Genomic DNA, 16,366 nt, shown 5'->3' on the forward strand with positions numbered 1-16,366 from the left:
TGGGTCGAAGGGTTCTGGGCGAAGGGGAGGCCCGCAATGACGACGCGCACGGCGAGAACCGCCACCAGTGACGACGTCTGGTCCGACGAGGAGCTCGCCGAGGTCCATGAGCGGCTGCGGCACGAGATCGAGGAGTTGCGCGCCGACATCGCCCGGGCGGAGGAACAGCTCGCGTCCGGGGACGTGAGCCAGGGCGCGGGGGACGATCCGGCGGACGCCGGGGCCAAGACGTATGAGCGTGAGCGTGAGATCGCCCTTACCCTGAATGCGCGCGACCTGCTCGCGCAGAACGAGCGGGCGATCGCCCGCGTCGAGGCAGGGACTTACGGAGAGTGCGAATCGTGCCACAAGCCGATCGGCAAGGAACGCCTGCGGGCATTCCCGAGGGCGACGCTGTGCGTAGCGTGCAAGCAGCGGGAGGAGCGCCGCTGAGCGGTGAACCGGCGCGGCCCAACCGGGCGCGGAGGATCGCTCTCCTCGTCGCCGTGGCCGCGGTCGTGTACGCGCTCGACCAGGTCAGCAAGTTCCTCGTCGTGGAGTTCCTTGAGCACGAGGAGCCTCTCACCGTCGTGCCCGGCGCGCTGGTGCTGACCGTGATCCGCAACGCCGGCGCCGCCTTCAGCATCGGCACCGGCATGACGATCGTGTTCACGGTGATCGCGCTGGCCGTCGTCGTCGCGATCGTGCGTACGGCGCGGAAGCTGCACAGCCTGCCCTGGGCGATCACGCTCGGCCTGCTGCTGGGCGGGGCGGTCGGCAACCTGACCGACCGCATCTTCCGGTCGCCGGCCCCGTTCCAGGGGCATGTGGTCGACTTCATCCAGGTGTTCCCGGTCACCCGGTTCCCGGTGTTCAACCTCGCCGACTCGGGCATCGTGTGCGGCGGCGTGCTCGCCGTGTTCCTCGCCTGGCGCGGCTACCAGATCGACGGCACCCGCCAGACGGACGAGTCCGCCGAGGACCACGCGCAGGACCACGCGGAGGGCGAGGCGGACAAGCAGGCCGGCGAGCCGGCGGGGGAGCGGGCCGATGGGTGACCAGCGCAGCCTGCCCGTGCCGGACGGCCTGGAGGGCGAGCGTCTCGACGCCGCCCTGGCCCGGCTCTTCGGCTTCTCCCGCACCCGCGCGGCCGAACTGATCGCCTCGGGGGACGTGCTGGTCGACGGCGCCGTCCCGGCGAAGTCCGACCGCGTCCACGCCGGGGCCTGGCTGGACGTCACGATCCCGCCGCCGCCCGCCGCGCCGATGCCCGTCGCCGAGCCCGTGCCGGGCATGACGATCCTGTACGAGGACGACGACGTCGTCGTGGTGAGCAAGCCGATCGGCGTCGCGGCGCACCCCACCGTCGGCTGGACCGGCCCCACCGTGATCGGCGGCCTGCTCGGCGGCGGCCACCGGGTGTCCACGAGCGGCGCGGCCGAGCGGCAGGGCATCGTGCACCGGCTCGACGCCAACACCACCGGCGTCATGGTCGTCGCCAAGAGCGAGCGGGCCTACTCGCACCTCAAGCGGGCGTTCAAGGAACGCACGGTCGACAAGCGTTACCACGCGCTCGTCCAGGGGCACATGGACCCGCTGCGGGGCACCGTGGACGCCCCGATCGACCGGCATCCGTCGGGCGACGGGCGCTTCGCGGTGGTGGCAGGCGGCAAGGACTCGGTCACGCACTACGACACGATCGAGGCGTTCCGGGCGGCGTCGCTGCTCGACATCAAGCTGGAGACCGGCAGGACCCATCAGATCCGGGTCCACATGGCCGCGCTCAGGCATCCGTGCGTGGGCGACCTGCTGTACGGCGCCGACCCCACCCTCGCCGCCCGCCTCGGAGTGGGCCGGCAGTGGCTGCACGCGGTCTCGCTGTCGTTCGAGCACCCGGCGACGGGGGAGTGGATGACCTTCACCAGCGACTACCCGGCGGACCTGGCCAACGCGCTGGAGATCCTCGCGGACGAGGGCTGACGCCGCGCTCCGGGCATCCGGGTCGCCCGTTGTGGCAGCCTTGCGGCGCTCTGTGATGACGTGGTCAGGCAGTGATGGCGCGGTCAGGCAGTGATGGCGCGGTCAGGCATCCCAGTCGTTCTCCGGCTGGGTGTAGCCGTCGGGGATGTCACCGGTGTCGTCCGTGGTGGCCTCCTGGCCCTCGTCTTTTCCCTGGCCCCCACCCTTGCCCTGGGACGGCTTGACGCTTCCGCCGCCGTTCCCGGGCGTGGAGGGCTTCCCCTTGCCGGATCCCTTGCCTGTCTGCTTCTCGGGGCCCTTGGGCTTGCCCGCGCCCTTGGACGTGCCCTTGGACGAGGCCCCGGTGGGCTTGTCGTTGGGCTTTCCCCTGCCGGGCTTCTCGGGTGGCCTTCCGGCGGACCTGTCCGCGGGCCCGCCGCGATCCTCCGTACGGTGCCCGCCGGCGGCGCCGTTCCCGGTGTTCGCCACCGGGCGGGTGGCGGCCGTCTTCTCCGCCTCGCGGCTCTCGGTCCGCTTGCCGGTCTTGGCGGCCTCGGCGTTCCTGGGTTCGGCGGTCCTGGTCGCGAAGACCGTCACCGTGGGCGTGCTCACCACGGCGGTCCCCCTCGGGTCGGCCGGAAGCCTGGCGGTGGCGAACGCGACGGCCCCGGCCGCCAGTCCGACGAACGCGACGAGCGCCCCGGAGCCCGCCGCCAGCGCCCAGGGCCTGCGGCGTCCGCCCACCGGTACGGACGCGGGCACCGGGACCGGCGTCGGGGTGCCCTCGCCGAGGGGCACGGGCGCGGACACGGGCATGGACACGGGAGCCGAAGGCGCGGTGTCGAAGATGGGCATCAGCCGGGCGAGCCGGGGCGGCTGCCGCGGCTGCGGCACGACCGGGTCGGTGACCTGGCCGGTGGCCACGGCGTGCAGGTGCTGCGCCGCGTAGTCCGCGGTCATCCTGCGGGCCGGGTCCTTGATCAGCAGGCCCTCGATCACCGGTGCCAGCGGCCCGGCGTGGTGCATCGGGCCCGCCTCCTCGTACATGACCGCGGCCAGCGTCGCCAGCGCGTGACCACGGTGGAACGGCGAGCGTCCCTCGACGGCCATGAACAGCGTCACTCCGAGCGACCACAGGTCCGACGCCCGCTGCGCCTGCTGCCCCGCCGCCCGCTCCGGTGCGATGAACGCCGGGGTGCCGATCAGCATGCCGGTGCGGGTGACCGGCGAGTCGTCCTCCATCGCGGCGATGCCGAAGTCCGTCAGCACCACCCGGCCGTCGTCGGCGAGCAGCACGTTGTCGGGTTTGACGTCCCGGTGCAGCACCCCGTTCGCGTGGGCGAGGCGCAGTGCGGCCAGCACCTGGGACCCGATCTCCGCCACCCGCCGCGGCGGCAGGGGGCCCTCCTCGCGGATGACCGATCCCAGCGTCCGGGACGGGATCAGTTCGAGGACGATCCAGGGGTAGCCGTTCTCCTCGAAGGCGTCGTACACTGCCGCCACGCTCGGATGGCTCAACCGCCCGGCCGCCCTGGCCTCGCGGAAGGTCCTGATGGTGAAGACCTCCCGCTCCGGACCGGTGAGCTCGGCCGACGCGAGCAGTTCCTTGACGGCGACCTCCCGTTCGAGCACCTGGTCGACGGCTCGCCACACGGTGCCCATGCCGCCCCGCCCCAGCGGCTCGATCAGGCGATAGCGTCCTGCCACTACACGTTCGGAGGTCTGCGCTTCAGCCATGGTTGTCGCGCTACCCGTCTTGAGCGAACGCATGCGACATGATTACTGTTCTGGGACGAAATCCCCCTCAACCTGCGGATCTTCACCAAATCGTTACTATGGCTGGAAGGTGCGTGCGAAGGCGTTGAAGTAGGACAAACCGGATGTCCATCGGGAGTCGGCGACCTGCCAGTAGAGGGCGACGCAACGGCCGTCGTCGAGCCTGAAGGCGCGGTCGAGCACCCGCACCTTGCCTGCGTCGGTGGTGTGGGTGAACTCCCAGTCCGCGGCGGGAACACCGAGGTATCTCCTGGACGTCAGGCCGATGCGCTCGTAGCCGCGCAGGTAGCCCTTCTTGGTCGAGGCCGCCTCGACCGTGCGCAGGGCGGCCACCGGGTCGGTGGTCTCCCAGGGGGTGAAGTCGACCTGCAGGTAGTCGCGCCCGCTCGGATCGTGGAAGCGCACGCGGGTGGCCTCCCTTCGGAACGGGACCCAGCCGGAGGGCAGGGCGATCGAGAAGCCCAGCGGGTCGCGGTGGGTTCTCCACCCCTTCGGCAGCGCGCCCGTCGTCGGCGTGGGGGATTCCGGCGACGGCTCCTCCGAGGGCTCCTCCGTCGGCTTCTCCGACGGCTCCTTCGACGGCTCCTGTGACGGGGGCGCGGACGGCTCGCCGGAGGCGCTCGGCTCGGTGTTCCCCGACGTGTGATCGGAGCCAGAGGTGGGATCGGTCCCCGAGGGCGTGAGGTCCTCGGCGACGGTCCCGCTGCCGGCCAGTGAGCGGTAGCCGTACCAGCCGCCCGCGACGACGGCCACGAGCAGCAGCGGTAACAGGACGAACAGGGCCACCTTGGCAGCGGAGCCGCGCCCCGGAGGGCGCGCACCCGGTGCGGGGTACGCGCCGGGGTGGCTCCCCGGCGGGACGGCGGGCCCGCCGGGGCCCGCGTGGCCCGTCTGGACTCCTTGGCCGCCCGGACTTGTGGGGTAACCCGCCATGCCCGCGCCGCCGCCGGGGCCGGTCGGCCCCGGGTGACCGGCGGCCCCGGGCCAGGCGGCGCCGCCGGGGCCGGCCGGGCTCTGGCTCCAGGACCCGGGCTGCCCCGGCTGCGCGGGCTGTCCCGGGACGGACGGCCCGCTGTCCATGCTGTTCCAGCCGGAGGAGGTCTGCGGCCACGGGCCGGCGGAAGGCCGCGGCGGCCCGGACGGGGCACTGCTCCACGAGCCGGGCTCGGGCCCGATGCTCCGGGGATCGGGGGCGGCGGCGGGTCCGGGGCCGGCCGCGATGGCGGCGTTGAGCAGGGCGGCGGCCTCGGCCGCGCCCATGCGTCTGGCCGGGTCCTTGCGCAGCAGGCCTTCGAGCACCGGCGTGAGGGCGCCCGCCCGCTGGGGCACAGCCGGGTCGTCGTGCAGGATGGCCGCCATCGTGGCCACGGGGGAGTTGCGGTCGAAGGGGGTCCCGCCCTCGACCGCGGCGTACAGCGTCGCGCCGAGCGACCACAGGTCGGACTCGGGGGTCGCGGGGTGGCCGTTCAGCCGCTCCGGTGGCATGAACGCGGGGGTGCCGATGATGCCGCCGGTCATCGTCAGCCCGTTCTCCTCCGGCATCGTCGCGATGCCGAAGTCGGTCAGCACCACCCGGGTCTCCCCGTTGAGCAGCACGTTCTCCGGCTTGACGTCCCGGTGCAGCACCCCCGCGGCGTGCGCGGTGCACAGCGCGTCGAGCACCTGCAGGCCGATCGCGGCGACCCGGCCGGGCGGGAGGGCGCCCTGCTCGCGCAGCACCTGGCCCAGCGACCGCGACTGCACGAGTTGCATCACGATCCAGGGGCGGCCGTCCTCCTCGATCACGTCATGGACGACGACGACGTTCGGATGGTCGATGCGGCCCGCAGCCCGCGCCTCGCGGATGGTCCGCCGGTTGAACGTCTCCCTGTCCTCTTCGGAGGTGGGGTGGTAGAGCACCTCTTTCACGGCCACCGTGCGGTCGAGCAGGTCGTCGTGGGCACGCCAGACCACGCCCATGCCTCCGCGGCCGATCGGTTCGAGCAGGTGATACCTGCCCGCCACCCGACGCTCCTCGTCCACCCTGTCCTCCTCGAAACCCCCTGAATGGTCCCACAGCCCGGCATGCGGGCGTCCGTCTTCGATCTCATGACACCGTGCGCCGGCGGTGGAACTCGCACGCCGCGACGGCGGACTGTGACCGCCGCTGACGCGGGCGAACCCGATGCCCAGTTGTTATCGGACGTTATAAAAGGACGATTCGGTCAGTTGCTCCCACATTGACTTGCGGAAACGCCATTTCTCACAGTTTCCGTTGAAGCGTGGTTATGATTCGCGGCGCCTTGTCCGGTTTATTCCCTTCTAATACTGTCCGCAGTGACTTTGTCGTTTCCCGGACGGGTGCTCCCCCCGAGACATCCCCCGTCCCCCCGCCTGGAGGCGAGATGCGGTTACGCACCACGTTGTGCGGAAGATCCCCCTACGGCATGGCGCTCGGCGCCGCGGTCCTGGTGTCGGCGGCGCTCACGCTGACGCCCGCGTCCCCCGCGCAGGCCGACCCGGCCGACGCCCGCAAAGCGCCCGGACGGTGCAGCACCGACCCGAACGCCCACCTGGGCACGGTGCCGACCCCCGAGCAGTTCTTCGGCTTCCCGCTGGGCAAGGGACAGCCCCGGGTGCTCACGACCGAAGAGATCGACAAGTACGTGGAAGCCGTGGGAGGCGCCTCGGACCGCGTGGTCACGGGCACCGTGGCGCACAGCGTGACCGGCCAGGACCTGCCGTACGCCATCGTGTCCGACTCCCACAACATCGTCCCCGGGCAGCTCAAGAAGATCGCGGACCAGATCGGCTCGCTGCGCGACCCGAGGTCGCTGCGGGCCGACAAGGCGGCGCGCATCGCCGACGACTCGCCCGCCATCGTCTGGATCGCCGGCAACGTGCACGGCGGCGAGAAGAGCGGCGCCGACGCCGCGCTCAAGACCCTGTACGAGCTGGCGAGCGGCCTGTCCTGCGACGTCGCGAAGCGCAACGACAACCTGGTCACGGTCATCATGCCGACCCAGAACCCGGACGGCCGCGACGCGAGCCGCAGGACGAACGAGTACGGCTTCGACCTCAACCGGGACTGGTTCGCCCGCACCCAGCCGGAGACCGACGGCAAGATCGAGATGCTGCGCCGGTATCCGCCGCAGGTCTTCGTCGACGCGCACGAGATGGGCGGGCGGCAGTACTTCTTCCCGCCCAACGCCGACCCGATCCACCACGAGATCGCCGACCAGCCGGTGAACTGGATCAACCGGATCGGCGCGGCGAACGCGGCGGGCTTCGGCTACAACGGCGCCTGCGGCGGCGCGGTCACCACCGAGTGCTACTTCAACTACGCGACGTACGACCTGTTCTACATGGGCTACGGCGACAGCGTCCCGGCCGCGGGCTTCGGCGCCGCCGGGATGACGTTCGAGAAGGGCAGCTCGTCGGCGGTCGAGGACCGGGTGCAGCAGCAGTTCAACACCCAGTGGGCGACGACCGGCTGGGCCGCCGACAACCGGCGCGAGGTCCTGAACGGCTACTACTCGATCTGGCGGACCGCGCTCGCCGAGGGGGCCGCCGGCGCCCTGGAGCCGAACGAGGTCGTCCAGCCGACCAACACCGTCCGGTTCCCGGTGCCCGACATCACGATCCGGTCGTACTTCCTGCTGCCCGACCGGCAGCTCGGCGACGTGCGCCGGCTGGTCGAGCGGCTGCGCCGCATGGACGTCGAGGTCTACCGGGTGAGCAAGCCCGTGAAGGTGCCCTCCGCGCGGGTCTTCGGCGGCCGGACGGCCAGTGACGTGACGGTCCCCGAGGGGGCCTACTGGATCCCGATGGACCAGCCGCAGAAGCACTGGATCCAGGCGGTCATGGGGGAGGACCCGTACGTCCCGTTCCCCTACTTCTACGACGTCTCCTCGTGGAGCAACCCGCTGCTCGCGGGCGTGGACACGATCTCCACCGGCGACGTGCTGTCGCCGAAGGCCGACCTCGTCAAGGACGTCGACGGCGGCGTGGCCTCCGCCGCGCCCCGGGGCGGGTCGTACTCCTACCCGATGGACTCGGCCGCCGCGTCCGAGCTGACCTTCCGGCTGCTCGGCGCGGGCGTGCCGCTCACGCGTGACGACCGGACCGGGGTCGTCAGCCTGCCCGCCACGGCGATGAACCGCGGCGAACTGGACAAGCTGGCTCGCTCGCTGGGCGTGACGGTCGAGGGCGGCAGCGCCCCGGCCTCCGGCGCCGCGCTGCGCACGCCCGACGTCGGCCTGTTCGCCGGCACCGGTGTCTCCACCACCTCCGGCTCGTACGGCGAGGCCCGCTACGTGCTCGGCGACCGCTGGGGCCTCGGGCTCACGCCGGTGACCACGGCCGACATCAACGGCAACACCCCGGCCTTCACCGAGCGGACCGTACTGCTCGTCCCGGACGGCAGCAGCGCGAACGGCGGGCTGACCGCGCAGGGCCTGGCCAACCTCAAGCAGTGGGTGGCCGCGGGCGGCACGTACGTCGGGCTGCGCAACGAGGGCACCCGGGTCGCCAGGGCCGCCGGTCTCACCTCCACGACCGAGAAGGCCAAGCCGACCGGCTACCAGGTCATCGGCTCGCACTTCCGGGTGGACGTGGCCCAGGGCAGCCCGGTGTCGCTCGGCCGCCCGGCGGAGGACTTCCAGTTCAACAACGGCGACCCGATCCTCAACCCCAGCCAGACCGGGGTGAACGTGCTCACCTACCCCTCGGATGACACGTTCTGGTCCAACGGCTACACGGTGGGCGCCGAGGCGCTCAAGGGCACGGCCTCTCTCGTCGACGAGCCGACCGGGGCGGGACACGCCGTGCTGTTCGCGTACAACCCTCTGTTCAGGGCGTACAACGAGAACGGCATCCACCTCGTCGCCAACGCGCTGCTCTACCCGGCCGGCGCTCCGCACGCGTCGCCTCAGGCGAAGCAGCGCATCGCTTCGGCACAGCCGGAGACGGAGTCCCTGCGCAGCGCCGCGGCGACGGCGCAGGAGCCGCCGAACCTCGGCGGGGAGTGGCGGCCGATCGTCATCCAGGTGGCCGACGCCGACCTGGCGCGGACGCAGGCGGTGGTCCAGCGCTACACGGACACGGCGCTGACCGCGTCCGCGGACGGCTCGTCCTACATCACGATCCCGAACCCCGACGGACTGTCCGCCGACGAGCACCCGTTCGTCCGCGACCTGGTCCGCGACCTCGGCGCGGCGGGCATCCCGCTCCGCTCCGTCGTCGCCTGATCCCACGCAGGAAACCGGGCCGAGCGTCCGGCCTCCCCGGCCGCTCGGCCCCATGAAAGGACTTCCATGTCATCGTCCCGCTCGCGCCGGGCGGCGCGGCTCGGCGGCGCCGCCCTCGCGGCCGCGCTGCTCACCGCGACCCAGGCGACCACCGCTCTCGCCGCTCCCGGCGACCCCGGGGAGCCGCGCTACTCCGCGGGCGCCCCCTCGCTCGGCGACCCGTACTTCCCCGACCAGGGCAACGGCGGCTACGACGTGCGGCACTACGACGTCACGTTCTCCTACGACCCCGCGACCAAGGTCATGGACGCCACGACGGTGATCACCGCGGCCGCCACCCAGGACCTCGACCGGTTCGACCTGGACTTCCGCGGCCCGCAGATCACGTCGCTGAAGGTGGGCAAGCACCCGGCCGCCTACCGGCGGGACGGGCAGGAGCTCGTCGTCACCCCGCGGCCGAAGCTCAAGACCGGGGAGACCTTCACGGTCACGGTGACGTACGCCGGGACGCCGCCGGTCGTCACCGACCCCGACGGCTCCATCGAGGGCTGGGTGCCGACGGACGACGGCGCCTTCGTACCGGGCGAGCCGCAGGGCGCGCCGGCGTGGCTGCCGGCCAACGACAGCCCTGTGGACAAGGCGACGTTCACCTTCCGCGCGACGGTCCCCGAGGGCGTCACGGTGGTCGGCAACGGCCGCCTGGTGTCGAAGACGACCGCGAACGGCACGACGACGTTCGTCTGGGACTCGGCCGAGCCGATGGCGACCTATCTCGCCACGGTGACCCTGGGGAACTTCGTCGTCAACGAGACGACCACGCCCGGCGGCATCCCGGTCTACACGGCGGTGGACCCGCGCCTGGTGACCCAGTCGGCCGCGGCCGTCGCCCGGATCCCCGACATCCTGGACTACTTCTCCTCGATCTTCGGGCCGTACCCCTTCAACCAGGCGGGCGCCATCATCGACCGCGCCCCGGACGTCGGCTACGCCCTGGAGAGCCAGACCAAGCCGATCTTCTCCAGCGCGCCCAGCGTCGGCACGATGGCGCACGAGCTCGCGCACCAGTGGTACGGCGACAGCGTGAGTGTCGGCAAGTGGTCCGACATCTGGCTGAACGAGGGCTTCGCGACGTACGCGACCTGGCTGTGGACCGAGCACACCGGCGGCGCGACCGCGCAGCAGACGTTCAACAGCTCCAGCAACTACGGCCGGGCGGCGACCTCGTCGTTCTGGCAGGTCGTCACGGCCGACCCCGGCCCCGAGGACATGTTCGGCAACGTGCCGTACAACCGCGGCGCGATGACGCTGCACGCGCTGCGCGGCAAGATCGGCGACGCCGCCTTCTTCACGCTGATCAAGGACTGGGCGGGCCGGCACCGGTACGGCAACACGAGCACCGCCGACTTCATCCAGGCGGCGGAGAAGGTCTCGGGCACGGACCTCAAGGCGTTCTTCGACGTGTGGCTGTTCCAGAAGGGCAAGCCCGCCTCCTGGTGAACCGTTCCGGCGGCTCCCCGGCGGGGGAGCCGCCGGTCTTTCCGGGTGGCGCGTTCACGAACGCAGGTGCAGGGCGAGCTGGATGCGGTCGCGCAGGCCCAGCTTGCGCAGCACGCTGGACACGTGGTTCTTGACCGTGCCCTCGGTGATGAACAGGCGCGCCGCGATCTCCCTGTTGGCGGCCCCGGCGGCGACCATCCGCGCCACCTCCACCTCGCGAGCCGACAGCAACTCCTGCCCGCGGAAGGCGACCGGGCTCACCGGCAGGTGCCGCAGCTCGGCGACCAGGCGGGCCGCGACCGGGCTGCCCAGCACCGTCTCCCCGCGGCTCACCCGGTGGACGGCCGCGACCAGGTCCTCCGGCGAGCAGTCCTTCAGCAGATAGCCGGTCGCGCCGCCGCGCAGCGCGCCGAAGATGTACTCGTCCTCGTCGAACGTGCTGAGCACGACGACCGCCACCTCCGGGTGCTCGGCGGCCAGGCGGACGATCAGCTCCACGCCGTTCATGCCCGGCATGCGCATGTCCACGAGCGCCACGTGCGGACGGCGCTCGCCGATCACCCGCAGCGCCTCGTAGCCGTCGGCCGCCTCGCCGACGACCTCGATGCCGTCCTCGACCTCCAGCAGCTTGCGCAGCCCCTGGCGCAGCAGCGCCTGGTCGTCCACCAGCACGACCCTGACCGGCGTCATGCCCGGACCCCCAGCGGCAGCTCGGCGCGCAACTCGAACCCGCCGCCCGGCCTGTTGCCGCCGGCCAGCGTGCCGCCGAGCGCCCTGGCCCTGTCCGCCAGCGACGTCAGCCCGAAGCCGCCGCGCGCCCGGTCGTCCCTGCCCGTTCCGTCGTCCCTGACCACGAGCGCCACCTGGTCGTCGCCGAACGTGAGCGTGCCGTGGACGTGCTCCGCCTTCGCGTGCCGCAGCGCGTTGGTGAGCCCCTCCTGCAGCACCCGGTAGAGGACGAGCTCGGTGTCGGCCTCCAGGCGCCGCTCCTCGCCCCGCACCTCGAAGCTCACGGTGATGCCGGTGCCGTCGAACGACGCCGCGAGCCGTTCGAGCGCGGCGCTGCCGACGCGGCCGTCCAGCGCGAGCGGCCGCAGCGCGCGCACCCAGCGCCGCGCGTCGGTCAGCGCCTCCACGGTGAGCTCCTTGGCCTGGCGGACCTCCGCCCAGGCGGCCTCGGGGCGGCGCTCGCGGAACCGCTCGGCGTTCTCCAGGCCCATCTTGATGACGGTCAGGTGGTGGCCGACCGAGTCGTGCATCTCCGCCGCCATCCGCGCCCGCTCCTCGGCGACGGCCAGCTCCCTGATCCGCTCCAGCAACCCCTGGGCCTCCTCGCGCCTGCGCCGTGCCTCGACGATGGACGCCACCATGCCCAGGACGAACGCGGAGAACGCCGCCATCCAGGCCGCCTGGACCAGGCCGTCGGCGATCGTCGAGCCCACGAGCGGAGGCATGACGGCGCACAGGACCACGACGCACGACAGGATGGCCGTCGCGACGCGTAAGCCGTACAGGAAGGCCAGATCGGCCACCGCGAGGAGGATCAGGGGCAGGTGATACCCGGCCGACCCGGTGACCCCCATCATGAGCGTCGTCGCGAGGAACAGCGGCGCCACCCAGAGGCGGCCCCGCCCCCGGCTCCAGGGCAGGGCCGGCCAGAGCACCGTGGCCAGCACCAGGTTGGCGCCGAAGAGCACGCACTGCAGCGGGGCGGTGGCGCCGGTCGCGGCCGCTTGGGCGAGACCGGCGGCCAGGATGGCCGTCATCGCCCAGAATACGAAATTGAAAAGGGACGGCCGGTCGGCGTCGCGAAGCCAGTCGAAACGCGCCATGCCTCGACCCTAGAGCGATTCGGACCGGGCGCAATCGCCCATCGGAACCATGACCGCGGTCATGCCCGCGTCTATTGGTGTACCGCGCGCGTGCGGGTCACGAGCCGGTGGCCGCCCCGGAGACGGTCTGAGAGCGGGGGCCGGCGCCCGCCCGTGCGTACGGGCGGGCGCGGGCGGGTGTCAGCCGGTGGTGCAGGAGATCGGCGACGGGACGTCACCGGCGCCGTTGGCGGTGAAGCCGAACGACGTGGACGCACCGGCGGCCAGGCCGCCGTTGTAGCTCACGTTCTTCGCGGTGACGGCGGCGCCCGACTGGGACACCGTGGCGTTCCACGAGGAGCTGATCGTCTGGCCGTTCCGGTACGACCAGCCGACGGTCCAGCCGGAGATCGCGGTGGTGCGGGTGTTCGTCACCGTCACATCGGCCTGGAAGCCGCCCGGCCAGGAGTTGACCACCGTGTACGTCGCCGAGCACCCCGAGCCGCCGGGCGTGGGAGAGGCCGAGGGCGACGGGGACGGCGAGGGCGACGGCGTACGCGAGGGCGAGGCGGACGGCGACGGCGACGGCGAGGGGGACGTGGTGCCGCCGCCGGACGCCTTCAGGACCGTGATGGAGTACGGCGGGAGCGTGATCGAGGTGGCGGACGACGCGCTGCTCGTGCTGATCGAGGTGGCGCCCTTGCGCCACTGCACGACGGTGGCCGCGCCGCCCGGGGAGAAGCCGGAGTAGGACAGCGAGACCGTCGTGGAGTTGTTCAGGTCCTTGTTGACGAGCACGACGTTGACCCCGCCGCTGGTCTTCACCGCGTGCGCGGCGAGCAGCGAGCTGGACGAGGACGCCTTGACCAGCGTGTCACCCGGAGATCCGGCCCTGCCGACCATGGCCAGGCCGTAGTACGGCGGGAGCGGCGTGTTCACCGCGGGCTCCCCTGAGCTGCCCGAGGACAGGATGCCGAAGTCGTTGTAGTCGGGGGTCCCGTCGTCGTTGGTCTTCGGGCTGCTGCTGGTGCCGTTGTGGAGGCTCCACCAGTCGACGTTCATCACCCCGTTCTCGAACCAGGTGAGGTAGCTGTCCGCGGCGCCCAGGGCCGTGGTCGCGCTGTTGAGCTGGTAGTTGAGGTTCGCCTCCGTGACCGCGATGCCGATGCTCGACGCCCTGCTCCCGGCGTACTTGCCGAGAAGGGAGCGGATCGTGCTCACCATGGGGGCGATCTGCGAGACCTTCGTCAGGCTGTCGTCCGCCGACGTGGCGCCCGGGTACCAGTGGACGATCACGAAGTCGGCCTTGTCCTGCACGATGGACATGACCGTGTTGTTCCAGTCCGCGCTGTCACCCGAGCCGACGACGCCGTCCGGCCAGCCGCCCGGGGTGGTGAGCACGACGCCCACCTTGATCGAGGAGTCCACCGCCTTCATCGCCGAGACGTACTGCAGGACGTTGTTCGCGTACGCCTTCGGGCTCTTGTCGGCGTGGTTGTCCTGCTCCCAGCCCGAGCCGTAGTGGCCGTTGCCGTAGACCTCGTTGCCGATCTCCCAGTATTTGACGCCGTACCCCTTGGTGACGTTGGCGTACCGCACCCAGTCGGCGGCCTCCTGGGCCGTGCCCGTTCCGTAGTTGGCGATGACGACGGGCTGCGCGCCGGCGGAGCGCACCGTGCTCACATAGGTGTCGAAGTCGGTGCCTGGGGCGACATAGCCGCCCTCGGTGGTGTGCGTCTTCCAGTGGTAGATGTCGCCGTACGACCCGCCGGGGTAGCGGACGGCGGTGAAGCCGGCGTCCCGCAGCAGACCCGAGATGGGGGAACTGTTCATGTTCCCGTCGTAGACGGCGACGTTGACGCCGTGCCCGGCGGCCGGGATCGTGCCGAGAGTCGTGCCGGTGTTCACCGACACTGTGGCGGAGGTCGCGGCCGAGGCGGGCGCGGTGACGGCCGTCGCCGCCACCAGGGCCGACGCGGCGGCGAGCGCCGCCGACGTCAGCAGGGCCAGGCCGGCGCGCCGCCGGCGGGTGAGCGAGCCGTGCATGGGGAGCTCCTTCGAGCGGTCGCGCTGTCGCCCTCTCCGGGCGCAGGTCGAGCCGCATCCTTTTCCCCGCCATGTCGTACGGTCAACGCTCAGGCGGCCCGCAAGGCTCTGACCTGGGGCTGATTTCGTATGGAGGTGCAACTTTCATCGGCGAGCGGAGGCCGGCGACAGACTGTGGCACTTCACCCGCCCCGATGCCGTCGTGTGGTGACTTCCCCGGACGACGGCCTATCGTGACGACCCGTCACGGCGTACGGAACCCGCGGAACGTCACGCGCTTGCGGACCGCGAAGCCGAGCCGCTCGTAGAGTGCGATCGCGTCGACGTTGGCCTCGGCCACGTGGAGGAACGGGCGCTCGTCCCGAGCCGTGATGCGGGTGACCAGGGCGCGCACCAGACGCGAGGCATGACCTCGCCCGCGGGCTTCGGGGGCGGCGCAGACGGCGCTGATCTCGGTCCATCCAGGCGGGCGGAGCCGTTCGCCCGCCATGGCGACCAGGGCGCCGTTCTCGCGGACGCCAAGATAGGTGCCGAGTTCGTGCGTCCGGGGCCAGAACGGCCCCGGCCGGGTCCGCGCGGTGAGATCGAGCATCTCGGGCACGTCGCCGGCGCCCAGCTCGACGATCCGCGAGCCGGGCTCGGCATCGGCGCGACCCGGGGAGGTGCCCGCGGGCCAGATCATCTGGAAGCCGCCGAGAGTGAAGACCGGCTCCCAGTCCGCGGGCGGGGTCGCCGGGCAGCTGAACAGATCGGCGAATTCGCCACGGCCCAGCAAGCGCGCGAGGTCGGCCCACTCCGCCGGGCCGGGGTCGGCGGACACCGTGGAGAAGGTCGCGACCTCCGGCAGATAACCGGCCGCCCGGCCGAGCCGGCGGGCCAGGTGGGCGTGATGACCGCGGAGTGACTCACCGACCGGGTCGTCGAGTGTGACGGCGTCGCGGTCGACCATTGTGCGGTGCCTTTCGTGTCTGCGCGCGTGAGCGTCGGTGACCAGCCGTCGACAGGGTCGTGACCGGGGGTTCTCGCTGCCGCAGTGTAGTCAGTGGCGGCCGTTGCCGAGGTCCTCGGTGAGCCCGGGATGGGCCGGCCGCCGGCCCGGCCACGTCGTGCCGGCGACCCGCGGCCCCGTGATCGCGACCGCCTCGTCGCGGCCTTCCGTACGTACGCCCGGGCCCACCTCACGGGTCGCGGCCGATCGCGCGCTCGCGGGGGCTTGAACCTCACGCCGGGGGAGGTCGTAGCGTTTCGGGCGTGATCGGGGCAGACGACGCCGGACGGCGATGGTCGATCGGCGAACTGGCGCGGGCGACCGGGATGACGGTGCGCGCGCTGCACCACTACGACGAGATCGGACTGCTGAGCGCGAGCGAGCGTACGCCCGCCGGGCACCGCCGGTACACCGAGCGCGACCTGCGGCGGTTGTACCGCGTCCGCGCCCTGCGGGCGCTCGGCCTGTCGCTGGAGGAGATCGCGGGTGTTCTCGACGGCGCGGCGGACGACCCGGAGTCGATGCGGGAGCTGCTCACGGTGCAGTTGCGCAGGCTCGACGAGCACGCCGAGCTGATCGGGATGCTGCGTCAGCGGATCCGCGGCCTGCTCCGGCAGACCGGCGACTCGTCCGGCCTCGATCCGGATCGGTTGATGACCACATTGGAGTTGATGTCGGTGTTCGAGACCTACTTCACCGAAGAGCAGCGCGAGCGGCTGGCCGAGCGCAGGAACGCGCTGGGCGGCGAGGGTGTCGAAGCGGCCAAGCGCGAGTGGACGGGGCTGGTCGAGGAGGGCCTGCGGCTCGTGGAGAGCGGCGTGCCCGCGCAGGACGAGCGCGCCCGGGACCTCGTACGCCGCTGGGACGCGCTGGCGGGCGGGTTCCACCCCGACGGACCGGACGGCGAGCGGACCAGGGCGGCGGCCCGCAGCATGTGGCGGGACAACAGCGCGGAGATCGGCCGGAGCCTGCCCTGGCCGGCCGAGCGGATGGCGGGCCTGGTGGCCTACCTGGAACAGGCCCGCCAGGCCGGCTGAACGGCCCGTCGCCCCCCGTCCGGCCCGGCCGTCCTCCGGTGGACT

At 72.1% G+C, this 16,366-nt stretch carries 12 protein-coding genes; 6 read left to right on the plus strand and 6 right to left on the minus strand.

Annotated features, from left to right (window positions below; all coding sequences use genetic code 11):
- The first annotated feature begins 36 nt into the window (after window positions 1-36).
- The 3 genes from FLW16_RS01660 to FLW16_RS01670 are packed head-to-tail and all read left to right on the plus strand — an operon-like array spanning window position 37 to window position 1,959.
- On the plus strand, window positions 37-432 hold the full coding sequence (locus FLW16_RS01660) for a TraR/DksA C4-type zinc finger protein (RefSeq protein ID WP_142556830.1): 396 nt from the start codon (window positions 37-39) through the stop codon (window positions 430-432).
- A gap of 53 nt (window positions 433-485) precedes the next feature.
- On the plus strand, window positions 486-1,037 hold the full coding sequence (gene lspA / locus FLW16_RS01665) for a signal peptidase II (protein WP_260614762.1): 552 nt from the start codon (window positions 486-488) through the stop codon (window positions 1,035-1,037).
- On the plus strand, window positions 1,030-1,959 hold the full coding sequence (locus tag FLW16_RS01670) for an RluA family pseudouridine synthase (protein WP_142556834.1): 930 nt from the start codon (window positions 1,030-1,032) through the stop codon (window positions 1,957-1,959). Before lspA ends, FLW16_RS01670 begins: the two co-directional genes overlap by 8 nt.
- A gap of 102 nt (window positions 1,960-2,061) precedes the next feature.
- Here FLW16_RS01670 and FLW16_RS01675 read toward each other — a convergent pair whose 3' ends face one another.
- Both FLW16_RS01675 and FLW16_RS01680 read right to left on the minus strand, forming a co-directional pair.
- On the minus strand, window positions 2,062-3,675 hold the full coding sequence (locus FLW16_RS01675) for a serine/threonine-protein kinase (protein WP_142556836.1): 1,614 nt from the start codon (window positions 3,673-3,675) through the stop codon (window positions 2,062-2,064).
- Between the two features lie 96 nt (window positions 3,676-3,771).
- Window positions 3,772-5,736, minus strand: a complete 1,965-nt coding sequence (locus tag FLW16_RS01680) for a serine/threonine-protein kinase (RefSeq protein ID WP_142556838.1) — start codon at window positions 5,734-5,736, stop codon at window positions 3,772-3,774.
- A 362-nt stretch (window positions 5,737-6,098) separates the two neighbouring features.
- Between FLW16_RS01680 and FLW16_RS01685 the strand changes: the two genes are divergently transcribed.
- Window positions 6,099-8,942, plus strand: a complete 2,844-nt coding sequence (locus FLW16_RS01685; RefSeq protein WP_221890838.1) for a M14 family zinc carboxypeptidase — start codon at window positions 6,099-6,101, stop codon at window positions 8,940-8,942.
- Window positions 8,943-9,008: 66 nt separating this feature from the next.
- Window positions 9,009-10,439: a M1 family metallopeptidase gene (locus tag FLW16_RS01690; protein WP_142556840.1), complete on the plus strand. Its 1,431-nt coding sequence runs from the start codon at window positions 9,009-9,011 to the stop codon at window positions 10,437-10,439.
- Window positions 10,440-10,493: 54 nt separating this feature from the next.
- On the opposite strand, the gene FLW16_RS01695 is transcribed toward FLW16_RS01690, so the two are convergent.
- From FLW16_RS01695 to FLW16_RS01710, 4 genes are all read right to left on the minus strand, one after another.
- A complete protein-coding gene (locus FLW16_RS01695; RefSeq protein WP_142556842.1) occupies window positions 10,494-11,129 on the minus strand; it encodes a response regulator transcription factor in 636 nt (211 codons plus the stop codon).
- Window positions 11,126-12,271 (minus strand): sensor histidine kinase, encoded by a 1,146-nt coding sequence (locus tag FLW16_RS01700; RefSeq protein WP_142556844.1) that lies wholly within the window; start codon window positions 12,269-12,271, stop codon window positions 11,126-11,128. The genes FLW16_RS01695 and FLW16_RS01700 overlap by 4 nt, the downstream gene beginning before the upstream one ends.
- Before the next feature lie 180 nt (window positions 12,272-12,451).
- Window positions 12,452-14,296 (minus strand): cellulose binding domain-containing protein, encoded by a 1,845-nt coding sequence (locus FLW16_RS45875; RefSeq protein ID WP_142556846.1) that lies wholly within the window; start codon window positions 14,294-14,296, stop codon window positions 12,452-12,454.
- Between the two features lie 244 nt (window positions 14,297-14,540).
- Window positions 14,541-15,245 carry a GNAT family N-acetyltransferase gene (locus tag FLW16_RS01710; RefSeq protein WP_142556848.1) on the minus strand — a complete coding sequence of 235 codons (705 nt, stop codon included), beginning with the start codon at window positions 15,243-15,245 and terminating at the stop codon, window positions 14,541-14,543.
- Window positions 15,246-15,547: 302 nt separating this feature from the next.
- Between FLW16_RS01710 and FLW16_RS01715 the strand changes: the two genes are divergently transcribed.
- Window positions 15,548-16,321 (plus strand): MerR family transcriptional regulator, encoded by a 774-nt coding sequence (locus tag FLW16_RS01715; protein ID WP_142556850.1) that lies wholly within the window; start codon window positions 15,548-15,550, stop codon window positions 16,319-16,321.
- The last annotated feature ends 45 nt before the right edge of the window (window positions 16,322-16,366 follow it).

It is taken from the genome of Microbispora sp. KK1-11 (genome assembly GCF_006874435.1).
Classification (GTDB): domain Bacteria; phylum Actinomycetota; class Actinomycetes; order Streptosporangiales; family Streptosporangiaceae; genus Microbispora; species Microbispora catharanthi.

Bases quoted from the DNA above. Each gene is read 5' to 3' on its own strand.
- FLW16_RS01660 (WP_142556830.1), top strand. From the start codon at position 37: ATGACGACGCGCACGGCGAGAACCGCCACCAGTGACGACGTCTGGTCC.
- FLW16_RS01670 (WP_142556834.1), top strand. From the start codon at position 1,030: ATGGGTGACCAGCGCAGCCTGCCCGTGCCGGACGGCCTGGAGGGCGAG.
- FLW16_RS01675 (WP_142556836.1), bottom strand. From the start codon at position 3,675: ATGGCTGAAGCGCAGACCTCCGAACGTGTAGTGGCAGGACGCTATCGC.
- FLW16_RS01685 (WP_221890838.1), top strand. From the start codon at position 6,099: ATGCGGTTACGCACCACGTTGTGCGGAAGATCCCCCTACGGCATGGCG.
- FLW16_RS01690 (WP_142556840.1), top strand. From the start codon at position 9,009: ATGTCATCGTCCCGCTCGCGCCGGGCGGCGCGGCTCGGCGGCGCCGCC.
- FLW16_RS01695 (WP_142556842.1), bottom strand. From the start codon at position 11,129: ATGACGCCGGTCAGGGTCGTGCTGGTGGACGACCAGGCGCTGCTGCGC.
- FLW16_RS01700 (WP_142556844.1), bottom strand. From the start codon at position 12,271: ATGGCGCGTTTCGACTGGCTTCGCGACGCCGACCGGCCGTCCCTTTTC.
- FLW16_RS45875 (WP_142556846.1), bottom strand. From the start codon at position 14,296: ATGCACGGCTCGCTCACCCGCCGGCGGCGCGCCGGCCTGGCCCTGCTG.
- FLW16_RS01710 (WP_142556848.1), bottom strand. From the start codon at position 15,245: ATGGTCGACCGCGACGCCGTCACACTCGACGACCCGGTCGGTGAGTCA.